Origin of the sequence: Thermanaerothrix daxensis, from assembly GCF_001306145.1 — a bacterium.
GTDB lineage: Bacteria > Chloroflexota > Anaerolineae > Anaerolineales > Anaerolineaceae > Thermanaerothrix > Thermanaerothrix daxensis.
This window is the reverse complement of sequence record NZ_LGKO01000004.1, coordinates 105,967-128,080: the sequence shown is the minus strand read 5'-3', so window position 1 is coordinate 128,080 and position 22,114 is coordinate 105,967. Positions and strand designations below refer to the sequence as shown.

At 54.1% G+C, this 22,114-nt stretch carries 12 protein-coding genes; 7 read left to right on the top strand and 5 right to left on the bottom strand.

The genetic code is table 11. The features are described from left to right. Positions 1-153: 153 nt before the first annotated feature. The 7 genes from SE15_RS07690 to SE15_RS07660 all read left to right on the top strand — a co-directional run bounded on the left by SE15_RS07690 (position 154) and on the right by SE15_RS07660 (position 14,960). Complete coding sequence (locus SE15_RS07690) at positions 154-1,830, top strand: cytochrome D1 domain-containing protein (RefSeq protein WP_456243297.1); 1,677 nt, start codon at positions 154-156, stop codon at positions 1,828-1,830. 136 nt (positions 1,831-1,966) lie between these two features. Continuing rightward, positions 1,967-3,400, top strand: coding sequence for an RNA polymerase factor sigma-54 (locus tag SE15_RS07685; protein WP_054521541.1), 1,434 nt, complete (start codon positions 1,967-1,969; stop codon positions 3,398-3,400). A 19-nt stretch (positions 3,401-3,419) separates the two neighbouring features. Further along, positions 3,420-5,351 (top strand): ATP-binding protein, encoded by a 1,932-nt coding sequence (locus tag SE15_RS07680; RefSeq protein ID WP_054521540.1) that lies wholly within the window; start codon positions 3,420-3,422, stop codon positions 5,349-5,351. Between the two features lie 5 nt (positions 5,352-5,356). Then, the gene (locus tag SE15_RS07675; RefSeq protein ID WP_054521539.1) at positions 5,357-6,520 is read left to right on the top strand and encodes a sigma-54-dependent transcriptional regulator; all 1,164 of its coding nucleotides are present in this window, start codon (positions 5,357-5,359) and stop codon (positions 6,518-6,520) included. Between the two features lie 77 nt (positions 6,521-6,597). Next, positions 6,598-6,927, top strand: coding sequence for a hypothetical protein (locus tag SE15_RS07670; protein ID WP_054521538.1), 330 nt, complete (start codon positions 6,598-6,600; stop codon positions 6,925-6,927). Positions 6,928-6,967: 40 nt separating this feature from the next. Then, positions 6,968-12,331 (top strand): tetratricopeptide repeat protein, encoded by a 5,364-nt coding sequence (locus SE15_RS07665; RefSeq protein ID WP_054521537.1) that lies wholly within the window; start codon positions 6,968-6,970, stop codon positions 12,329-12,331. A gap of 4 nt (positions 12,332-12,335) precedes the next feature. Then, entirely contained in the window at positions 12,336-14,960 is a 2,625-nt protein-coding gene (locus tag SE15_RS07660) for a C25 family cysteine peptidase (RefSeq protein WP_054521536.1), read from the top strand. 9 nt (positions 14,961-14,969) lie between these two features. On the opposite strand, the gene SE15_RS07655 is transcribed toward SE15_RS07660, so the two are convergent. From SE15_RS07655 to SE15_RS07635, 5 genes are read right to left on the bottom strand one after another with little or no spacing between them, the layout of a single operon-like run. Further along, positions 14,970-16,781, bottom strand: coding sequence for an amylo-alpha-1,6-glucosidase (locus SE15_RS07655; protein ID WP_054521535.1), 1,812 nt, complete (start codon positions 16,779-16,781; stop codon positions 14,970-14,972). 10 nt (positions 16,782-16,791) lie between these two features. Further along, positions 16,792-18,513: a sugar phosphorylase gene (locus SE15_RS07650; protein ID WP_054521534.1), complete on the bottom strand. Its 1,722-nt coding sequence runs from the start codon at positions 18,511-18,513 to the stop codon at positions 16,792-16,794. Then, positions 18,485-19,111: an alpha-ribazole phosphatase gene (gene cobC / locus SE15_RS07645; protein ID WP_054521533.1), complete on the bottom strand. Its 627-nt coding sequence runs from the start codon at positions 19,109-19,111 to the stop codon at positions 18,485-18,487. Before cobC ends, SE15_RS07650 begins: the two co-directional genes overlap by 29 nt. After that, positions 19,098-20,897 carry a glucosyl-3-phosphoglycerate synthase gene (locus SE15_RS14120; protein ID WP_083461800.1) on the bottom strand — a complete coding sequence of 600 codons (1,800 nt, stop codon included), beginning with the start codon at positions 20,895-20,897 and terminating at the stop codon, positions 19,098-19,100. The genes cobC and SE15_RS14120 overlap by 14 nt, the downstream gene beginning before the upstream one ends. Then, on the bottom strand, positions 20,894-22,114 hold the full coding sequence (locus SE15_RS07635; protein WP_054521532.1) for a glycosyltransferase: 1,221 nt from the start codon (positions 22,112-22,114) through the stop codon (positions 20,894-20,896). The genes SE15_RS14120 and SE15_RS07635 overlap by 4 nt, the downstream gene beginning before the upstream one ends.

The window sequence follows — 22,114 nt, the reverse complement described above, 5'->3', positions numbered from 1 at the left end:
TCCCAAATTGCTGAAGTGGCAGAGAAGCGGCTGGAATCGGGCGAGTACACTGGTAAGGCCAAGAGCGTTCTTGATTATCTTCATGAGGCGATTGTCGAGCCCGATGCCTTTGTGGCCCCAGATTGTAATGGGGTACCTTGTCAGAAAGGTCTGATGCCTGCAAACCTGGGAGCGCTTCTTAGCCCAGCGGAAATTGAAGCCGTGGTTCAATACCTCTATCACCCACCGGAGGAGGTTGCAGAGCAAACCACATCCGTGCCTGAAGAACCCTCGCTTACCGGTGAGGTTCCCCTTTTGAGTGAGGAGGAGTTTGCCTGGGCCAAGCAGGTGTACTTTGAGCGCTGTGCTGGTTGTCACGGGACGTTGCGCAAAGGTGCGACCGGCCCAGCGCTCACCCCCGATAAGACGCAGCCCAAGGGGACGCTGGCTCTGGCTTCCATTATCTTCAATGGGACACCCCGCGGAATGCCGGATTGGGGCAAGCAGGGGTTCTTGACCCAGGAGCAGACAGAGATCATGGCGAAATTCTTGCAGATGGAGCCGCCTGCGCCCCCGGAAATGTCGCTAGAGCAGATGAAGCAGACCTGGAAGGTGCTGGTACCCCCCGAGCAGCGCCCCACCCAGCCTCAGACGACGCGCAACTGGCAGAATTACTTTGTGGTGACCTTGCGGGATGCCGGCCAGGTGGCCGTGATTGATGGAGATACGTATGAGGTGGTGGCCAAACTGGATACCGGTTACGCAGTTCACATCTCGCGCATGTCGGCAACTGGCCGTTATGTGTACGTCATCGGTCGCGACGGTCGCCTTGTGATGGTAGATCTCTGGCCCGAGGTGCCGCAAAAAGTTGCCGAGGTGCAGACCTGCTACGATGCCCGGTCGGTGGAGGTCAGTAAGTACAAAGGCGAATTGGGTGATTTCACGGATCGGTACGCCATTGTGGGCTGTTACTGGCCGCCTCACTTTGTCATTCTGGATGGGCAGACGCTGGAGCCTTTCAAAATCGTGAGTACGCGTGGGTACACGATAGATATGGAGGAGTATCACCCCGAGCCCCGGGTGGCCGCCATTGTGGCTTCGCACTTCAAGCCGGAGTGGATTGTCAATATCAAGGAAATTGGTCAGATCTGGCTGGTGGATTACAGCGATCCCCATAACCCGACCATCAAGATGATTGAAGCAGCGCGCTACCTGCATGATGGGGGATGGGATGCTACCAAACGCTACTTCCTGGTGGCTGCCAATCAATCAAACAAGGTGGCAGTCGTGGACGCTCTGGATGGCAAACTGGTGGCGTTGGTGGATACACCAGCAGTTCCGCATCCTGGGCGCGGGGCGAACTGGGTAGACCCGCAGTTTGGGCCGGTCTGGAGCACGGCTCATCTGGGAGATGCGGCAATCACCACCATCGGCACTGACCCCGTTGGTCACCCGCAATATGCCTGGAAAGCCGTGCGCGAGATAGCGTTGCCCGGCTCTGGTAGCCTGTTCATCAAGACACACCCCACCAGCCCGTGGATCTGGGTGGATATGACCCTGAATTCCGACCCCAAACTGGCGCGCACCATCTGCGTGGTGGCCAAGTCCGACCCCACCCAGCCCTATAAATGCTGGGAGGTGGCCGACTACGGGCGAGCCACACACTTTGAGTACAATCGGCAGGGCACCGAGGTTTGGGTGAGTGTGTGGGGCACGGCGGATAAGCCGGGCCAGACCGGCGAGATCGTCATTTACGATGACCGTACCCTGCAGGAGAAGGAACGCATCCCCAACCTGATCACCCCCACCGGCAAGTTTAACGTGTACAACACGGTGAACGACATCTACTGAGCCCCGGCTGTTCAGCAGAGAGGCAGGACCTTCCAGCTCCCAGCGAAAGCGCTGGGGGCTGGATTTAATCAGGCATGAAACTTGCAACGCGAATCAATTGCGCATATACTATCAGAAGCAGGCTGGGAGAGCGTCCATGTTGCAGGTTCAGCAAACTTCCACGCGAACGGTTATTACGGCTCATCTGACCCAAACCATGTCGCTGCTGCACCAGTCGGTTACGGAATTATGGCAGCAGATTCAGGCTGAACTGGCCAACCCCGCTCTTGAATTGGTCGAGGAACGGCGTTGTCCAATGTGTCAGCGTCTGCTGAGAGCTGGCGAAAGCGTCTGTCCCGTGTGCAGCAAGCCGCGGAGCGATGCCCAGGATGAGGTGGTGGTGTTTATCTCCCCGCGCGAAGATTTTTTCCCCACCTCCTCGGGGGAAAGCGGCGAGGAAACCGAGGAGGGCCTCCCGGAAGAGCGGCTCTTCTCCGATCCGCTGGATCTGCCCACTTACGTCCTGCGCCAGGTGGCTTTCGAGTTGGGGCACGACGACCAGCTCATTGCAGCGCATCTGGTCATGCATCTGGATGAAGATGGGCTGCTTAGGGTGGATGTGGCCGAGGTGGCAGATTATTTTCACATACCGGCCTCGCGGGTGGAACGCATTCGCCGGGCTATTCAACACGCCGAACCGCTGGGGGTGGGCTCCTGCACCCCTCAGGAGGCCATGCTGGTGCAACTGGAGGTGTTGAAAGAAACTCAAGAGGTGCCCGCGGTGGTGGACCTTTTGATACGGGAGGGGTTGGATGACCTGGGTAAGCGCCATTATGCGGATCTGGCGCGGCGCCTAGGCATTCCATTGCGTGCAGTTAAAGAGGCGGCGCAGTTTATCAGCGATAATCTGAACCCCTTCCCCGCGCGGGGGCATTGGGGAGATGTACGCTCACCAGCCGCTGTGGCTCAGCGCACTTTGACCTACCCTGATATTATCATCTCGCACCTCAACGATGATCCCAATGGGCCGCTGGTGGTGGAGATCATCCTGCCGTTGAGAGGTGTTTTGCGCATCAACCCGGCCTTTCGCCAGGGGCTCCAACTGGCCGAGGGTGAGGCACGCGAGGAACTGCGCAGCGATCTGGACCGGGCGGCGCTTTTTATCAAGTGCCTCCAGCAACGCAACCACACTTTACTGCGCCTGATGCGCCGCGTGGTTGAGTTGCAACGCGATTACATTCTGAAAGGTGAGCGCTATCTACGGCCCATTACCCGTCATCAAATTGCGCGCGAACTGGACCTGCACGAATCTACCATTTCCAGGGCGGTGGCCCAGAAAAATGTGCAACTTCCAAATAAGCGCATTGTGCCGCTGGCTTCGTTCTTTGATCGGCATGGCAATGTGCGAAGCGCCTTGCGCGAGATCATCGCCAGTGAATCCCATCCGCTGAGTGATGCTGAGATTGCTGAACACCTGCGCCAGCAGGGGTTCAAGGTAGCGCGTCGGACGGTAGCCAAATACCGAACCATTGAGGGTATCCTGCCTGCTCATTTGCGACATTCACCTTCCCACTCAACCTCTACCTTATGAATTCCTCAAACGAGGCCGAATGACGTTTTATTCCATTGGACGCAACACCAAAAATAACCTGTTCCGCAGCCTGGTTTTGCTCCTGGATTTGTGCAATGAACCGGTTCTGCTGTTTGATACCCGTCAGAATCGAATTTTATACGCTACTCCTCGCTTTTGCGAATTAAGCGGCTACTACTTGAGCGAATTGGTAAAGCGGGCTCCAGACGATATTCTAGGTGGCGAAAATATAACGGAGTTCGTTGAAGGCAGCGATCGTGATCTGGTGCTTCACTCCAAAAGCGGGAATGTGATTAGCGTGGTAGGGCGGTGGATGCCCCTGGGTTTGCCTGAACCCTGGGCGGTTTTACGCCTTACCCCGGGTGAGGATCCTTCTGCCATGATGCAGCGCTGGTGGCTGCAGGTTTTGGAATCTCTGGGAAACCTGCCGCGCCTTTTTCGTCAGCCCACCCTGGAGCAGGCTGTGTGGGAGGCCCTGAGTGCATTTGCCCGTCTCTTTAGGGTTGCCTATGTGGGGGTTTATCAGGCCGAGAGTCGGTTCCCTGCTCTGCGGCGTATGGCATGGATGGGTAATGAAGCCCTGTTTCCGGAGACCCTTCCCACCACCGATTTAATTCGCCTGGCGGTTGGCACCATATGGGTGCCGGGTAAGCGCATTACCACCGAGGTTCATCGCCTGGCCCGCATGCAAAACCTCAGTTACGTGGTGAGTGCCCCCATTGGTTATGAGCAAGCAATGGTGGGGTTACTGATTGTGGCTGACTGGGAAAAGACTCCGCCCCCGTTTTTACTGGAAGTGACCATGCTAATGGCCAGTTACATAGATCTGCTCATTCAGCACTACCTGCGCAATGAATCCATGCAGATAGAAAAGGCCATTTATGAGCGGCAGAACCTGATTCGAACGGCCATTGTGGAGAACAGCCACGAGGGGATCTTAATTCTGGATACGGCGCTGTTGGTTGAAGATCTCAATGCAACGGCTGAGATGATGCTGGGGTACGCCCGTAATGAGGTGGTGGGCCATACCGTGGAAAATATCCTTATCAGTCCAGATCGGGTCATGCCGGCACTAATCAGCGCCAGCCAGGGAAAGAGTTTTCCATCTTTGCCTGGAGTGACCCTGCATCGTCGTAATGGGCAATCGTTTCCTGCGGATTTAAAAATCTTGCCGGTTGAGCGGGAGGGTGAGGTCCAGGCGGTAGTGGTCCTGATCAACGACATCAGCGAAAATGAGCAGATCCGCGCCCAAACGCGTCAGTTGGAACAGCGGGCCTTTCTGGGAGAGTTTATGGGGGTTTTTGCCCATGAGGTGCTCAATCCCCTAAACGGAATTTCAACCGGGTTGGAGTTGTTGGCAGCGCGGTTGGGTGAGGATAGCCCCCATCGGGATCTGATCAGCCGCATGGAAGCCGATTGCCACCGTCTGGGACATCAGATGGAGGCATTAAAGAGCCTTTCCAAGCCCTATGAGCCCAAGCAGGAGCCGGTGGACGTTGGCGAAGTGGTCAGCCGCCTGGTAGAAAGGTGGCGGCCGCGCATGGCGCGCTTAAAGATTACCTCTATTGTGCAGGTGGATGAAAATGTGCCCCGGGTGCTGGGGGACTGGCGCGCGCTGGAACAGGTTTTTATGAACCTGATCAGCAATGCGATGGATGCAATGAGTCAGGAGGGTGGGGTGCTCTCGGTGCGCGTTAAGCGCAATTATTCCGAAACGCTGCGCCCCCAGGTGGAAATTACCATCTCAGATAATGGTCCGGGTATTCCTGAAGAGATCCGAGAACGCATTTTTCAGCCCTTTGTGACTACCAAACCCCATGGTACTGGCCTGGGATTGCCCATCACCAAGCGCATTATCACGGCTCATCATGGTACGATTAAGGTCAATTCGTTTCCCGGTGGAACCGTGTTTCACGTCTTTCTACCGGCCATTCCAGAAGATGAGGGTTAAACACCGTGGCGATCACAGTTGTTGTCGTTGAAGACGAAGATAATGCCCGTCTGAACATTCTAGAGCATTTGAGCACGTTGGGATACGAAACGATTGGCTTGAGCACGCTAGCCGAAGCCCGCGCCTGCCTGGAGCGCGGCGAGGGGGACATCTTTATTGTAGATGTGCAATTGCCGGATGGCTACGGCCCAGACTTGCTTTTAGAGAGCAATCGTTTGCCCTTCCGCCCTCCAATGATCGTCATTACAGCCTATGGGGATATTGAGATGGCCGTCGAGGCGATGCGCAACGGTGCCAGTGACTTTGTGACCAAGCCATTTCAATTATCCCAATTGGCGAATTCGGTGAAACGGGCAAGTGAAATTGTCTTTATGCGGCGCGAACTGGCTCACTGGCGTGGGGCTCAGACACGGGAGGTCAATTTTATTATTGGCAAAAGCCCATCCATGCAGAAAGTCATTTTGCAAGCGCATAAGGCGGCCCAGGCTCAGGTATCGGTGCTTATTACGGGTGAAACTGGCACGGGCAAAGATGTGCTGGCGCGCTACATTCACCAGAACGGCCCGCGCGCGTCAAAACCCTATATCGCGGTCAATTGTGCGGCCATCCAACCGACCATGATCGAATCGGAGCTCTTTGGGCACGAGGCGGGGGCTTTCACTGGCGCGGAGAAGCGTAAACACGGCCTTATTGAAGTGGCCGATGGGGGCATATTGTTTTTAGATGAAATCTCCTCCATGTCTTTAGATATGCAGGCTAAATTGTTGCGGGCGCTTGAAGAGCAGGCCATCCGCCGCGTGGGGGGAACGACCATGATCAAGGTGGATGTACAAATCATTGCAGCCTCCAATCGCAATCTACAGGAAATGATCCGCTCACAGCAATTCCGTCAGGATCTTTATTACCGCTTGAAGGTGGTGGATCTGCACCTACCTCCCTTGCGGGAACGCAAGGAAGATATTCCCGAATTGGTGGGCTTCTTCATCCGTCATCACAAAGCTAAATTGGGGATGAATGTGCAGGATGTAACGCCTGCGGCCATGGAAGCCCTGATGCGCTATGACTGGCCGGGCAATATTCGGGAGCTCAATCATGCCATCGAACGGGCCATGTTGTTTTGTAATGGGCGTGTCATTGATTTAGGGGACTTGCCAGCAGATGTGATCTAGGTGTAGGCGGCTTGCTGGTTTGGCACGTTTCTTGCATCATTCCCATCATCCGGTCTGTCAAAGTCAGGAGGATGGGAATGATGCCTTTTGAGATGACCAAAAATGATTTTTTCTTTACTATGGCTGGGCTTTTGCTCCTGCTGGGGGTCGTTTGTTTTCTGATGGGGCTTATCACGCTAGCCTCGCGGGTTTTGGGAAGCGACATTCAGCGCCTGGCGACCCAGACTACCAAGATAATTCAGAAGGGGATTAGTGAAGAGATCGCCGGTTTGGTTGGCAATGCTGCGACCCTAATTGAATCCCTCAATCAATTGGTGCACACTACAGCGGGCATTGGGGTCTTTCTGATGCTGGTGGGGATGCTCTTGATCCTGGCCTCTTACCTCCTGGTGGTGCGGATCGTCTAAAACCAATCCTCTTCATCTTCCAAAACAAGGCGAGGCTATTATGAAGTCGCTTTTGGAATGGATCCGCTCGTCCCTAAACGAATATGAGCAAGGTCTGGTGCTACGGGCACTGCGCCGCGACCCCGTGGTATGGAGAGCGTTGCAGGAAGCCAGTGCATTGGGAATCCTGAATGGGGTAAAGCGTGATGCCCGTGAATTGTGGATGCCGGGAAATTTGGCGCTCCCCTTAATCCATCCCATGCTTCAAACAACGGGGGGAGTAGGTTTGGGGCATTTGATGAATGATGAAACAATTGTGCGAGAAGGGGTGACACTTTTAGGGCGAGTGGAGAAGGGGCATACCCCGGTCAACTTGCGGGAAGCGGGGTTGGTGGCTTTGGTATTATGGCGACGCTCTCAAGAAGCCGCCTGGGAAAGTGTATTGCCCCGGGTCCAGTTTGAAACCAACCCTGAGCGGTGGAACGCTCCTCTGGTTTGTGTGTGGGCCTACCTGGACGATCCTCATTCCCTGCTGGAATTCCTGGCCGTGCTACCCGAGCCACTGTGCTACCATTATGTGCTTCACGTTTTGCTTAGCCAACCTTTGAGCGATCAAGAGCAGTGGGAGTATTTGCGCCCGCTGATTCTCAGGCAACCTTTGCCCCAGCAAGTACAATGGCCGTGGTATCTCCTGCAAAGTGGTCAAGAGGAGGTGGCCAGCCTTGCCGCAAGTCATGTGCTGGTTCTTTCTCGAAAGGCCCTGGAGGCGTGGTGCGACACCGACATTTCTGCTCTGACCACGTGGAGCGATCTGAAAGAGCGGGCATTCTGGCTGCATGCAATGGCGTTACTGCTTCGGCTTAGCGGGATGCCCACAAGAAGTTTGGAGCGGTATGAACAATTGCAGAGGCTGTTGGATTATTGGAAAACCGGGGTGGCAGTACAGCGGTCGGTGGTGCGTTCGCCTGGCTTTGGGGAGGAGGCTTTACCGGAGTTGGCCGGGGTGACCATGGAGCAACTCTCCGCTTGGGGATTGGGAGATGCCCTGGCCCTTTCAGGACAGGCCATGGGGGAAGGGGATGATTGCCCGAAGGACGCTCCACCTATTCTGGTGGAGATCTTGCAGTGTGCTCAGAAAGATGAACCCCTCCCGGCAACACGACGTCAGATCCTGGCAGATAGGTTGCGCGCCTGGTTGGATGATCAGGATTCAGCGCACCTTCAGAAGATAATGGCCTGGCTGGGTAAATTAGACCCAAATCCCCTGCTAAAAGCCTTGCGGCGTTTGGGGCTTAGTGAATTGGGTATTGAATTGGGGCAGCGAGTGTTGGAATTTCTCCCCTCTTCTGAAGATCTCTATCTTCAGATGTGCGATCTTTGCGATGAGGCGGGGTTTTATCAACAGGCGCTGACCTATGGGTTGCAGGGCATTATCCACTTTCCACAATCGCGTCCTATACGACGGAAACTGGCCCAAGCCTATGAACGTTCAGGGGCTTGGGAGAAGGCACTGGAGGAATGGCGCAGTCTCATTGGGGACGAGGCTTCGAGGAATGACCTCAGTGATCGGATGGCGTTGATTCACTGTGCCATTCAGGCAGGACGATTTCAGGAGGCTTTCGAGGAGTGCCAAAAAATTCTGCTTGATTTCCCTGAAAACGGGATGGCTCACGCTTATCTCGGGGTCATCTTGCTGGAGAACGGAGAGGCGGAAGAAGCCGTTCAAGCCCTGACTCAGGCCACGCTCTTATGTCCTAATGAAGCCTACCCCTGGGTGAAACTGGCGGAGTACTACCAGCGTCAGGGCGAGGCCAACAAGGCGATTGATACCCTACGCAGCGCCAGCCTTATTTTGCCGGCTGCAGCGGAAATTCATCTGGCATTAGGAAAGATCCTCTTGGAACGAGGAAGCCTTTCTGAAGCGCTACCTTACCTGCGTCGTGCTGCTGAGCTGGCTCCGAACTCCTACCAGGCTAATCTCCTGCTGATTGAGACTCTGCTTGGGTTGGGCTACTTTGAGGAAAGCCAGGCTGTCTTAACCCGTGCGAGCACACGTTGGCCTGGTGATCCCCGTGTGACTTTTCTGGGGGCTTGCCTCCAGCAGCGGTTGGGAGCAGATCCCCACCAAGTTCGGGAGATGATGCATCCCCTTTTAGACCATGGAAATGTACAACCCGAATGGGCCTGGTTTTACTTGAAAACACTGTGGAATAAAGATGAGGACCTACTGAACCTGGAGGCACGGGCTACTTCGGAGGAATTGAAGCGAGCACATACGCTGTTACAGCGTCTTCTAGGTCAGCAGCCTGAAAATCAAGAAGTCCGCCTGGTCATGGGGTGTGTGCTATTGGCTCTGGAACAACCCCAAGCCGCGCTGAATGTTTTCCAAATGCTGGAAAGCAGCCAACCATCTTTTGATCGCTGTAAGCAGGCTGTCCTTCAAGGAGGGATTGGGGTGGGAGCCATGAAGCAGCAGCAGCCTGAGGTTGCGTTGGCTGCCCTGGAAGAGGCCATTGCCCTATGTCCTGAGTGGCCGCGATTGTATATGTTGTTAACCGACGTTTATTCCTGCTTGAATCTAAAAGCCACTGCCCGTGAAACCGCCAATCGCCTTCTGGAGCGCTTCGCAGATGATCTTGACGTTGTAGAGTGGTTTATACAATGCGCGGAACGTGAGGAGTGGGTAGAGGAGAAGATAAAGGGGTTTGAGCAAGCCACTGTGCTGGCACCTCAATGCGGGATTTACTGGCTTAAACTGGCAGATGCTCTGGTGGAGGGGGGGCAAGAGGGCCGAGGGCTTGAAATTCTAAACACACTTTCCTCACAGTCCCAGTTAGATTCCGCTATTGTGCCGATGCTTAGCCAGCGTTTATATGCTTATGGTAATTATTTGATGGCTGCCCAAACATTGAGCCGGTTGAAAGGGGATGCTGAGTTCTGGAATCGGGAGCGAGGATTGCAGGTTGCGCTTTTGCGCTTCTTGGGAAACGAGCCAGAAAAGGCCCGCGCCGTACTTCAGGAAACGCTTGGCCTGGCTCCCGATTGGCTACCGGCTCGGTTCGTAAAGGCGCATTGGTTGGCTCAGGATGGACAAATCTCTGGAGCAATGGCTGAACTGGGAGCCATTTTGCAGCAAGCCCAGGATGATGAGGTTTGCGATGAGTTTGGTATTGAAGCCTGGACTCTCGATTTGCTTCAGAAAAGTCAAATTGATCTCTCCTGGGCTTCTATCCACTTTCTTTACGCCCATCTCAAATTCCGGTCGGGAGATGTTGAGGCGGCTTATCTGCATTTCGTGCGCTCTGCGACTCTGAAGCCCGAGGTGGTCGCCTATCGGGGGTGGGCTGCTTTTCTGGCACAGGCAACGTTGCGTTTTGCAGAGGTATGCACTTTTACTGAAGTTGAACGGATTGCTGTTGAGGGAATGCTCTTAGGGGAGGTAGAGCGTAATTGGCTAACCCTGCTGGCGCTCCTTGTCGGTGAGGTTGGGTTGGAAGAGGGTGATCTTGAAAAAGCCCGTCAAGGGATTGAGCAGAGTCTTGGCCGAATTCCCGACCATCCCCGGGCCATTGCCCTAAAAGTGCGATACTTGGCGGCATCAGGACGGTGGCACGAAGCACGCGCAGCCTATGAGCGCTTGGAGCCCGTTATCCAGGCCGCCCTCTCAGGTACTCTGGAAGGGTCTGGGAATGACGTGGAGTTGGGGTGGTTAGGTGAGGCGGCGCTGGCGGTTTTGGATTGGGAGCGCGGACTTCAGTTGCTACTGACCAATGCTGAACGGTATAAGGAAATCCCATTGGCACATTGGCGTCTGGCGCGCGCGTGGGTGAGTGCTCATTTGGCTGCTACCTGGGTAGATGTGCTGGGCATTCAGAATCACCGACCTCCTATGTCTTCGGAAGCATTCAAGCGCTTTGAGGAGGCCGTTGCAAGGCTAAAGGACAGCGGCTACGAGGCTTCTGTGGAGCCGCTGCGTGTCTGGGGGCATTGTGTCTTCACTCCCACCTATTCCACCGTGCGCTCATTGGTGGGCTTTCCATTGAACGGTGAGCGTGCGGTGGCTCTGCTTATGGCACTGGTCCACCTGGGAAACTGGCCTGGGGCAGAAAAGGTGGTAGAGCAGTTCACGCAGGATGCCTGGGTGCTATTCCACGCTGCCACGTTTCTTGGTATGCGGGCGCCAGAAAAGGGAATGGCTTGGGCTCTAAAGGCTCTGGAGGAATTGAGCGAATTCCCACCATTATTCGTAGCCCTTGCTCGCTGTGCTCGAATGGCGAGCAACTCGGAGTTGGCTCTGGAAGCCATGGATCGTGCCCTGGACCTGTGGCCCACCGAGTGGGTCTGGCGGGAAGAAGCGGCTCGTTTGGCTATGGAAACCGGAAATTTAACCGAGGCAGTTGATCATCTAGAACGCTTATTGAAAGAGCGTCCTGATCACTTGGAAGCGCACCTGAATCTGGCGCAATTGTATATGGATCTTAATCAGGGAGCACTGGCTCGAGGGCACCTGGAAAAGGCTCTTCAGTTGGCTCCCGATAATCTGAAAGTTATTCTTCAATATCTTCAGACCCTGCTGATCCTTGGTGAGTCTCGCCAGGTGATTGAAATTGCCCAGGATTATTTGGGTGAATTTTCTGAGGAGCCTGCGTTGTTGAAAGTTGCGGCTCAAGCGGCGCTGGAATCCGGCCAGTGGGAACAGGCCGATGTTTGGACCGAAGCGCTTATGGAGAAATCGAAGGATGACTATGAGTCCGTAATTTTGAGAGTGGCCTATTTGGAGAAACGATTGGGCAAGAAGGAGGCCTTGGCTTACCTGGAGCGGCTCATTGATGGCCGAGGTGAGGAGGTGGCACTGTTGGTTGAGAAAGCCCGCCTTATAGGTCAGTTGGAGGGGAATGCCCAGGCTTTGCCCATTATTCAAAAGGTGCTGGCTCAGGACCCGGAGAATCTAGCCATGCTCAGGTTGGCAGCGCAAGCGCTTTGGTCACTGGGCGATCTCACTCAGGCGGAAAATATGGCGCTCAAGGGGTTGCAAAGCGATCCCAATCAGGAAGACCTGCATGTTTTGATGGGCCAGATTTGTACTCAGAAGGGGCAACTGGATAAAGCCCTTTATCACCTTGGCGAGGTATTGCGGTTGAATCCTCAGAATGTTGAGGGATACCTGACCATGGCAAAGGTATACCAACAGCGGCGCGAATCTTCAAAGGCATTTGAAGTCTATCAACAGGCTTTACGTATTGCCCCACGCGATCCTCGAGTGTATTACGAGTATGGCTTGGCACTTCGGGATAGCAAGGACTATCTGGCCGCCGAGTCTATGCTGCGTCGAGCAGCCCAATTGGCTCCGGATAACCTGACCATCAAGCGCCAGTTGGGGGCTTTGGTGGCCTTGAATCTGGTGCATCAACTCCAGGAGGCATGATCTCATGGAACAGCAATTCTCTATGTTGCCCTCAACCGCACGGCTCTGGGATCGTGAGCAATGGTTGACCGTTATTCGAATAGCAACTGAGGTACGAAGCCTACGTTTTGCCCGACAGGTTGCTATGGCCTGGTTGAACGTTTATCCGGGTGACTTGATGATGAGTTATTGGTTGGCCAAGAGCTTCGTTCTGGATGGACTAATCGGGCAAGGGCAGGTTATCTTGGAGCGCGCTTTGCAGGTGGACCCGGAGTTTTACGAGGGACACCAATTACTCCTGGATATCGCTGAGCAAGGGAGTACTCACGTGGACCCCCAAGCCACGAAGGCCGCGCTATTTATCCTAAACACAGACCTTGAGCCGCTTGAACCCATGCCCGAGTGGGCTGAAAGGTTACGCCAGGCCAGGCAGGCGTTAGAGCAGGGGCGCTTTGATCAAGCGGAGAATCTGATTTACCGTGCCCTTACCCTTGCCCAGGATCAATTGTTGGTCTGCCTTACTCACATTCGGATTCTGCTTAATTTGCAGGATTGGGTGAGTGTCATTCGATTTGGTAATCTCTATCGCCAGCGTTGGCCAGATTGCGTGGGGCTGACCCTGGCGCTGGCAGAGGGCAAATTGGCACTGGGAGATGAGGCGGAAGGCACAAGCCTGTTGCACCGATGTGTAACCATGGATATCGCCGGCCAGGTGATTCAACGGTGGCTGGGATTTGAGCACCCCTTCTGGCGTCTTTGGCCCGAGTGTTTGACTCTGGGCTTTGATTTTCCGGTTCCGGCGGAGGTGGCTGCTCGATTGGGATGGAATCAACTTGCCGAATCTGTGGCACAAGAGGTTTCTACTGAAGTTACCGCCAGCACCAACCCGGATTCGTTTGCCAAAGGGTCTCCTGAGCACCCATTAGAAGAAAAATTAATTGATCAGCATGGAGGGGCAGCGGGGGAGTGTGGTAGGGGAAGCCAAACACTCCATTCACGTCGAGCAAAGAGTCCCTGGCTTCTAGAGATTGAGAACGAGCTCGATGCCATCGCCAAACGAATTAATCGTGGCGCTCCTGGACGTACGGATGGACGATTCCCAATTTATGTGGCTTTTACTTCACGCCTTGCTCTGGAACGCCATTATGGGGAGCAAACTGCTGCTACTATAGTGGCTCACATGCGAGAGTTAGTGGAGGCTGTGGCGAATGAATTTGGCTGGGGAGCTATGCTCTTTTTACCGGATGATGCCGATTTGATGGCGCATTTGGGGATGAAACCCCTTCTAAAAACCGATGCCTGGTCACTCAAACTGGCTTTGGCAGATTTGGATGAGGCGCTAGCCAAACGGGGTGCTCGCATCGGCGCTTTGCTAATTGTAGGGGGGGATGAAATTGTTCCATTCCACCGATTGCCAAACCCGACTGATGATATAGACACTGAGGTGTTGTCTGATAATCCTTATGCCACCCGTGACAGTAATTACTTTGTTCCTGAGTGGGCTGTTGGGCGCTTGCCTGGTGGGAGGGATCGCGATCCTGGGCCGATTTTGCAGAGCCTGCGAGCCATGCAGAGGTACCATCGTGAGCGTCGCAAAGCCCCCTCCTGGTGGGAGCGCTGGTTGGCGTTTTGGCGGGCTTGGGGCCTTTCAGGGTATCGGGGGCTGGGATACTCGGCAGCCGTATGGCGTCGGGCTGCTCTGGCAACCTTCCGACCAGTGGGAAGACGGAGAATATTCTGGATTTCACCCCCTTACCGGCGAGAGCAACTCAACCCCAAGGCGTTGACCCATGCCCCGTTGAATTACTACAATCTCCACGGGGTGATAGATGGAGCGGAGTGGTACGGTCAAAAGGATCCTCACGATCCCGCCCCTGGGCCGGATTACCCGGTTGCCCTAACCCCCGGTGATCTTGTCAAGAACGGTAAAGCTCCTCGGATTGTATTTACCGAGGCTTGTTATGGTGGTCACATTTTAGGTAAAAGCGAGCAAGACTCAATTGCCCTGCGATTTCTGGAAATTGGTACCTTAGCCATTGTCGGTTCAACCAGCATCTCTTATGGAGCAGTTCAAAGCCCATTGGTTGGTGCCGATTTGCTGGGCTATTATTTCTGGAACGGGTTGCGGGCGGGTTATTCGGCTGGCGAGGCTCTTTCGCTGGCAAAAATTGCCCTGGTACGAGAAATGAATCGCCGCCAGGGTTTTCTAGATGGTGAAGACCAGAAGACCCTTATCTCGTTTACTCTCTATGGGGATCCTTTGGTCTATGGGGTGGATTTGCTCAAAACCCCTAAGCGCCTGCCCCGATCCTTCCAGCGTCCTAAGGTTAAGACCATTGCTGATCAGCCGGATGGCAGGATGCTTTCCGAAGCGGAGAGTGGCCATTTGGTGATGGAGGCCAAGAGGATTTTGGAGCCCTTCCTACCCGGACTCTCGCAGGCAGAGTGGCGACTTAATGTTGCCAAATCCTTAACGGGTGAAAAAGACATTCACTCAGGTTCTGGAAAGTCTCCTCTAAGAAGCAGTAATGATCCACTGGTGCTTGTCTTCCGCAGGAGTCAAGTTGAGGGTGGAAAGGCTCACCACTACTTTGCCCGAGTCACCATGAGCAAAGAAGGGAAGGTGATGAAGATTTCGGTCTCGCATTAATTAATAAAGTTAGGCCGGGACTGGCTCCCGCGGGTGTGAAGTTTCCCGTTGTTCCTGCAATACCAGGTCAATGAACAAAGCCGCCGACCAACCAAAAACGTGGGCGGCTTTTTCACAAGCCTCACCGGTTTCGGGGTGATAGTACTCAACGATATCGCGATTGCGGTTAATCAATTCCAGGGTGCGCTGGCGTAGTTCTTGCCCGAGTTCAAGGTAGCCCGTACGCATCAGTCCCTCGATGAGGAGGTAGTTGACGTTGATCCAGGTCGGTCCACGCCACATCTGGGTTGGATTGTAGTGAGGGTCGTTGAGCGCCACAGTGGGCACCGGAAAGGCGGACCAGAACTCAGCCGGATTAGTCAAGTGTTGAACCAGGGCAGAGTTAATTTTGGGAGGAAGTTGCCCGGTTAGAAGAGGAAATAAACTGAATGGGGTCAGGATTTTGATGGGTTTTTCGCAGTGCCGCGGCCAGAACACCCCGGCTTCGGCATCCCAAAGCCTTGCGATCATGCGGGAAAGCAACGTTTGGGCTTGGGTTTGCCAATGCTGAACGTCATTGCTAAAGTTGAGCACCTTGGCCATTTTAGCCAGAGCTTCCAGTTGAAGGAAGAGATATGTATTCAGATCAGGGGAAGTTACTGGCATCCCTTCATCCCATAACGGGCTGTCGTCCAGGCCGGAGGAATAAGGGTGATGGTATTCGCATAGACCATCTGCATCGGTGTCGTTCTTGCTGAACCACCATGCATTCCAGCGGGCAACAGCATCGTAAATCTCTTTCAAAAACTGCTGATCTCCGGTGCTTAGATAGAACTTCCAGGCCGCCCAACCCAAAACAGGAGGCTTGGTCACGTCTGCTTCGACCGGGAAATCCAGATGTGTGATGGTGCCTTCGTCGTGGACGGCATCGGGGAGCATGCCATCTTCACGTTGATGGTCGAGCAGTACGCGGAATTGATCCTGGGCTAAACGGGGGTTTACGTGGCGATAGGCAAGTGCGTGAAAGAAGGCATCCCATTGCCAGACCCCAACGTAGAAAGGCTTGGAGGGCACCATGGCCTCTCGGGTTGTGTAGAAACGTGTGGAAATCAGCCCGGCCCGCATAATCCACCAGGCATAGTAATATTGTGTTTGATATTTCCCTTCTACCTTGGGTACAGCCTGGAACCATTCTTCCCATCGCTGCAAGGCTTCAGCAAGGGTCTTTTGGGGGTCGGGAAGATAACGATTGAAGCCCAGACGTGGTGTGATATTAATCAGCAAAGCATTGGGACCGCCCTGGTCGAATAAGACCTCTACGTTGATTTCATTGGGTTGTTTTTGTGTGATCTGATTCTTGAGCATTGGACGGTCGGTAGTGTAGGCTACGTTGCGCCGAATATCCCCGACCATGTGAAGAATTCCCCCGCGCCGATCTGTTTGACCCTGGTTAACATGAACAGTGAAGCAGAGACCGCAGCGTGCTTCAGGGAGGAGGATAAGAAGCGTCTCGGGGTCAACAAACGTGATTGCGAAATTCCCTTTAGTTGTGTGAATGTCAATTAGATGGGGATACGTGGTGACTTCACTAAATGCGAGAGGATATCCCTCTTCGTCGCAGAAGGTCAGGTTTTCGATCAGTGGGGGGCGGTAACGGTAACCGGAGAGGCGTGGATCTATTTTGAGCCACCGTTCGGCGAGGCGGATGGTCAGCGTGTCATTATTGCGCAAGACCATCAGGCGCGAACCGCGCTCGGTGAAGGGGATATTAATCAAATCAATTCGATTCTTCAGCAAAGAGCAAATGGAACCGGATGGGGGAACACTGGTATCGAATGGCATAGAGGGTGCATCACCTCACTATCTCAAGCCACAGAATCCCGTAAGGTGGGAGGTTTACTTCGAGTGGATCGGTCAGTGCAACGACGCGATCGGATAGTAATTCTACTCCTTTTGTTCCAAAAAGTTGATATGAGGTGATGGGTATCTTAAGATTTTGAGGCTTTGCACTTACATTGTGCAGGCAAAGGACTGTCGAGGCGGCTTCTTGGGTTTGACGGATCAGACAGAAAATTGCGGGTGAAAGTGAAAGCACCCTTTGAGGCGCGTATGGGTTGAAGGCTGGACTTTTTTGTCGGGCGTGTATCAGCGATAACATTCCTTTGAGTACACGTGCTTCTCGAGATTCGGGATGGCGTAGTTTTTCTTCAATCATAGATACGGAAAACTTTTGGCGATTGATGGCCCGATTGTAGCCCAGCAAGCGTACTCCCTCGTACCAGTTTGACGAGCCAAGCAAACTATGAACATAAATTCCCGGGATCCCTTGTAGGGCCATCAGGATTGCATGGGCTACTAAGAAGCGTTGGAGGGAAACCTCCTCTGAATGGGGATCTGCAAGGGCATCAAAGTAGGTAGTGTTGAGTTCGTAGGGGCTCAGGCTGCCGTCCGGATTGCTCTTATAGGAGATCAACCCGCCGCGTTCCAGAACGTGAGTCATCACGGCCTGAATTTCACTTTCGCTCAAAATACCCCGCGCGGGATTGACGCCAATCCCGTCGTGGGAAGCGAGAAAGTTAAAAAAGGTAACCTCTGGCGAAGGTAGTTGGAGAGCAGAACTGGCCCATTGGGTCAACTTTTCGGCATTTCCGCTATGGAGGGTATGGAGCATTAATGGGGGGAGGGCAAAATTATAGACCAGATGAGCCTCGTTAGACCCGTCTCCAAAGTAGGAGAGATTCTCGGCGTGCGGCACATTGGTTTCGGTGATGAGAAGCGCCCAGGGCGCAATTTGGTTTAGAATTGTGCGGAAGAGACTCACCAGGCGATGTGTCTGGGGCAAGTGAATGCAAGGAGTGCCGATTTCTTTCCAGACGTAGGCGACCGCATCTAAACGAATAATCCGGGCTCCTTGCTCCAGGTAAGTGAGCAAGACATCCACCATCCGGAGCAATACCTCAGGATTTTTGTAATTGAGATCTACCTGGTCAGCGCTAAAAGTGGTCCAGACCCACAACGTTCCTTGCGGAGTTTCAAAAGGGGTCAGTAGAGGCAGTGCGCGTGGACGTACCACAGCGGAGAGATCACTCTGAGGTGACGCAGTAAGATAGAAATCGCGGTAGTCAGGGTCCCCTCGCAGAAAGCCCTGAAACCATGGGCTTTGGACTGAGGTGTGATTGAGTACCAGGTCAACCATGAGGATAAAATCGGAAGCCAGTGCCCGGATGTCATCCCAAGTGCCCAGGGCAGGATTGACCTGATAGAAATCTATAACCGAGAACCCGTCGTCCGAGGAATACGGGAAAAAGGGGAGAATATGCAACCCTGTCAAGGCGGTTCTAAGGTGGCGTTGGCAAAACTGATGCAATGTTTTTAGAGGGGGCTCACCCTGGGTCGTAAATTGGTCCCCATAAGTGATGAGAATGGCATCCCGATGATCTAAGGGGCGCGTTGAGATCGCCGGCGAGCGAAAACGTTGAAGGCGCGCTACCAGCACGGGCAAAACACGTTGTGCGGTGTCGCTACCGTAAATGAATTCCAGGTGTTCAAAGAGAGGGGTGGGGTTGATGTCCATTGGACTGAGGGGGCCAGCAGACTACTGTGATAGAGGCATTCTCGGGAATCAACGAAAAGACGCGTTCGAAAGGTAGTTGCGAGGCCTGGACGATAAGTGTGGCAATTGCCAAACCGTGTGAGACTAAAAGCACACGTTGACCGGAGTGACGAGAGGCGATTTCGTTAGCGGCAGTAGCGATTCGCTGGGCTACTTCGAGCACACTTTCACCCCCGGGAGGACGGGCATGCAAGGGTTGTTCTTGCCGCTGCGCCAAATGAGCGGGAAAACGAGCCACTACCTCGGAGAATTGCATACCTTCCCACTCACCTTGATGGATCTCCCGTAAACGTGGGTCCACGATGACCGGACATTGAATCCTGGCGGCAAGGATGAGGGCTGTTTCGTGGGCGCGCTTCAAATCACTGCTGTAGATGGCGGCAAAACGATATCCATCCAAGGTGGCGGCGAGTCGCTTGGCTTGCTCAATCCCGGTGGCATTTAGAGGGATATCCGTTTGGCCCTGGTAACGACCTTCCAGATTCCAGTCGGTCTGACCGTGGCGAACTGCCCAGATTTCACATTGCGTTGGATGACAGCGGGATTCAGGAACGACCATCTGGGTGCCTCTCCAAATATTCGGGGATTTCAATCATGGGAGGGCGCTCCTGTTCCACGACCTCCTGAACCATGAGTGAATAGCGCCCCTCTTCGTAGCGGATGAACTTCATGGACTTGTTGACCTCTTCCAAAATGGGGAGATGGTAGCGCTGTTCAAGCTTGCGGATAAACGCCTGGAGGATCAGGAAGGACATCCGGCTAAGCGCCTCCAGAGGTTGGTTGTGGTGGATGCGCTCTTGAAGATCAACCTGAGCGATGGCGGAAAGCCCGAAGTTTTCGAAAACGTCTATAAGAAGCCCTGTCTCTACCCCATAGCCCGAGAAAAAGGGCAGGTGTTCAAGGGCGCGACGTCGGCCCCCGTATTCGCCAGAGAGCGGTTGAATCACCCCGGAGAGTTCAGGATAGAACATATTGATCAGAGGGCGAGCGGTTAACTCAGTGACTCGTCCTCCACCCGTGGCCTGAATCTTCTCACCCTCGCGGATTGGACGGCGGTAAAAGCCTTTGACAAACTGGATTTGGGGGAAGTGGAGCAAGGGGCCTAATATGCCGTAGACGAATCGTGGATGGATGTTAACAATATCCGTATCTATCCAGACGATAATGTCTCCCTTTGTGACATACAGACTCTTCCATAAAGCCTCTCCCTTTCCCCTGCGAGCCCCATATTGAGGCAGGACTTCCTGATGAATGTACACAGGAATGCCCAAGTCGGTGGCAATTTCTCGCGTGCGGTCGGTGGAATTGGAATCCATCAGGATAATTTCATCCAGCAGGGGCACCTGATCCATCAACGCGGATTTGACACAGGAAATGACCTGCCCGACTGTCTCCTCTTCGTTAAGTGCCGGGAGAGCCAGGCTGATGGTCAGGTTTTGTTTCTCTTTAAGCGCCACCAATTCCTTTAAATTTGCAAACTCATCCGCGTGGAAGGTATTTTCGGCGAACCATTTATCCACCAAAACGGAGATGGCTTTGTAACCAATACGTTCGCTTTCGGGGCCGCTCCAGGTTGCTGGCAGCGGTTGGGCGCTCTTAATGACGATCACCGCACATGGAGCCTGATTGAGCAGAGTTTCAGCGGTTGATCCCAGACCGCTGGTTTCAGAGGTTGGCCATGCGGCTGCCCCAATAATCAGCAGATCGGCCTGTCGAGCCTCTTCCAGAATTTCGCGGGCTGGTTGATCCGCAGCAGCAGTTTTGTAGGTGAGTTCTCGGAAACTGGGGAGAATCCGCGCCAGGCCGCGGAACGGGCCTTCGATCTGGCTGCGATTTGGCCCAACCAGGTGGAGTGCCGTTGTGCGAAAATCGTGCAATCCCAAGGCCATGCGCAGGCCAAGTTCAGCATGAGGACCGCCGCGTAAAGGGAGCAAGATGTTGCCTTTGTGCTCTGGCCACGGGCCGCGGATCAGCGCTAGGTTGCAAGGTGCGGAGGCGAGGACTTCGGGAAGGGTAAACAGACCTTGAAAATGGTAAGGAATTTCCAGGATAAGCAAATCTGGTGAATCGTTTTCCAGGCGCTGACGCAAATCAAACCATTCGGTAGACTCGGAAAGAACCTGGACTCGGTTGGTAACACCAAGCGACTCGCGCAATGTGGCGGCAATTTTATACCCTTTGGGGTGGGGGGTGATCCTTTCTCCTGATGAAGGCGGCATCAACTGGTAGATGATGATCTCGGTATTCAGAGCACGGGCCAGACTTAACGCGTGGTGGGGCAGCACCTGTCCAAGGACGGGGACAGCCACCCGTCGAAAAGGGATAAAGCGTTTCTCGGTTATCATAGACCCTCCAGCAAGGGGACAATCTGGCGCTGGTAGACAACTTCCCAGGAGAAATTAAGGCGTACGCGACAACGCACTCGATAAAGAGGATCTCCCTCGAGGCGCTCCTTAATGGCATAGGCAATATCCAGAGAGGAGGTCTCCGGTGTGAAGTAAAAGGCATCTTCTTGGGCAATAGCGCGTAATGGGGCAATGCCGGTACAGAAGATGGGTAGGCGACTGATTCCTGCCTCTAGCAGAGGTATGCCAAACCCCTCCTCACGGCTGGTGAGCAATAGGGCATCTGCAAGGCGGTAGAGATCTGCGATTACGAGATCGCTGACGCCATCCGGGTAGTATTCTGCCAGAAAGTGAGCCGAGTTTTTGATTCCCAGTTGGTCACGTAGGGAAAGAAGACTCTGGTAGTAGTTTAAATTCTCTGGGTTATGGGCACCTGGTGGCCCTGTGATGATAAGCCTGGCGGCGGGGAGGAGGGAGTGTAATTCTGCCATAATCGCGAGCGCTTGTTCCAGGTTCTTACGCCGGGTGATGCGCACCGGACAAAGCAGGATCGGCATGGCAGAAGCCAGGCTGAGGCGCTCAAAGAGCTCTTGTGTGATCGCTGATAAGCCGAGGAATTCTACCTGTTCAATGCCCGCTGGGATGACATGAATTTCTTCGCGCGGCAATCCGCACAACTGACTCCACTCAAGGCGACGGGCTTCAGACACAACGACCTGAATCGTATTGGGCCAGGCTTGCCGCAAGAGGTCCCATGGCCAGCCTGGGTGCAATTCGCCCTGATACCGCTCAGCGGTCCAGGCCAGATCGTGATGCCAGAGGATAACCCGGCGAGGAATGCCACGAGTTATCAGGCGATGAAGGGCTACTGTGAGAGGTAGGTTCTTATGCTGAGTAGCCACATTGTGTGCAATGAGCACGTCGGTTTGAAGCAAGTAAGATTCGAGCCATTCTTGCAAAGTGGTTACCAGGGCATCCATTTCCGGCGGGATGTGTCCACGGTCGAGATCGCGCTTGACTTCAAGAATTTGCGGGTGCCGAGAATCAAGGAGTGGACACACGTGCACAGGTATGCGCTCGTCCCAGGCTTTGCCTCGTCCAGTCAGGATGGTAACCTGGTGACCGGCTTTCAGCAGATACTTAGCCTGGCGTGCGATTACGGCTTCTACCCCGCCGACAATTGGGGGAGCCGCGTAGTGAAGTAAGGCTATGTGCAT

Bases quoted from the DNA above. Each gene is read 5' to 3' on its own strand.
- SE15_RS07690 (WP_456243297.1), top strand. From the start codon at position 154: ATGCCTGCAAACCTGGGAGCGCTTCTTAGCCCAGCGGAAATTGAAGCC.
- SE15_RS07685 (WP_054521541.1), top strand. From the start codon at position 1,967: ATGTTGCAGGTTCAGCAAACTTCCACGCGAACGGTTATTACGGCTCAT.
- SE15_RS07680 (WP_054521540.1), top strand. From the start codon at position 3,420: ATGACGTTTTATTCCATTGGACGCAACACCAAAAATAACCTGTTCCGC.
- SE15_RS07670 (WP_054521538.1), top strand. From the start codon at position 6,598: ATGATGCCTTTTGAGATGACCAAAAATGATTTTTTCTTTACTATGGCT.
- SE15_RS07665 (WP_054521537.1), top strand. From the start codon at position 6,968: ATGAAGTCGCTTTTGGAATGGATCCGCTCGTCCCTAAACGAATATGAG.
- SE15_RS07660 (WP_054521536.1), top strand. From the start codon at position 12,336: ATGGAACAGCAATTCTCTATGTTGCCCTCAACCGCACGGCTCTGGGAT.
- SE15_RS07655 (WP_054521535.1), bottom strand. From the start codon at position 16,781: ATGCCATTCGATACCAGTGTTCCCCCATCCGGTTCCATTTGCTCTTTG.
- SE15_RS07650 (WP_054521534.1), bottom strand. From the start codon at position 18,513: ATGGACATCAACCCCACCCCTCTCTTTGAACACCTGGAATTCATTTAC.
- cobC (WP_054521533.1), bottom strand. From the start codon at position 19,111: ATGGTCGTTCCTGAATCCCGCTGTCATCCAACGCAATGTGAAATCTGG.
- SE15_RS14120 (WP_083461800.1), bottom strand. From the start codon at position 20,897: ATGATAACCGAGAAACGCTTTATCCCTTTTCGACGGGTGGCTGTCCCC.
- SE15_RS07635 (WP_054521532.1), bottom strand. From the start codon at position 22,114: ATGCACATAGCCTTACTTCACTACGCGGCTCCCCCAATTGTCGGCGGG.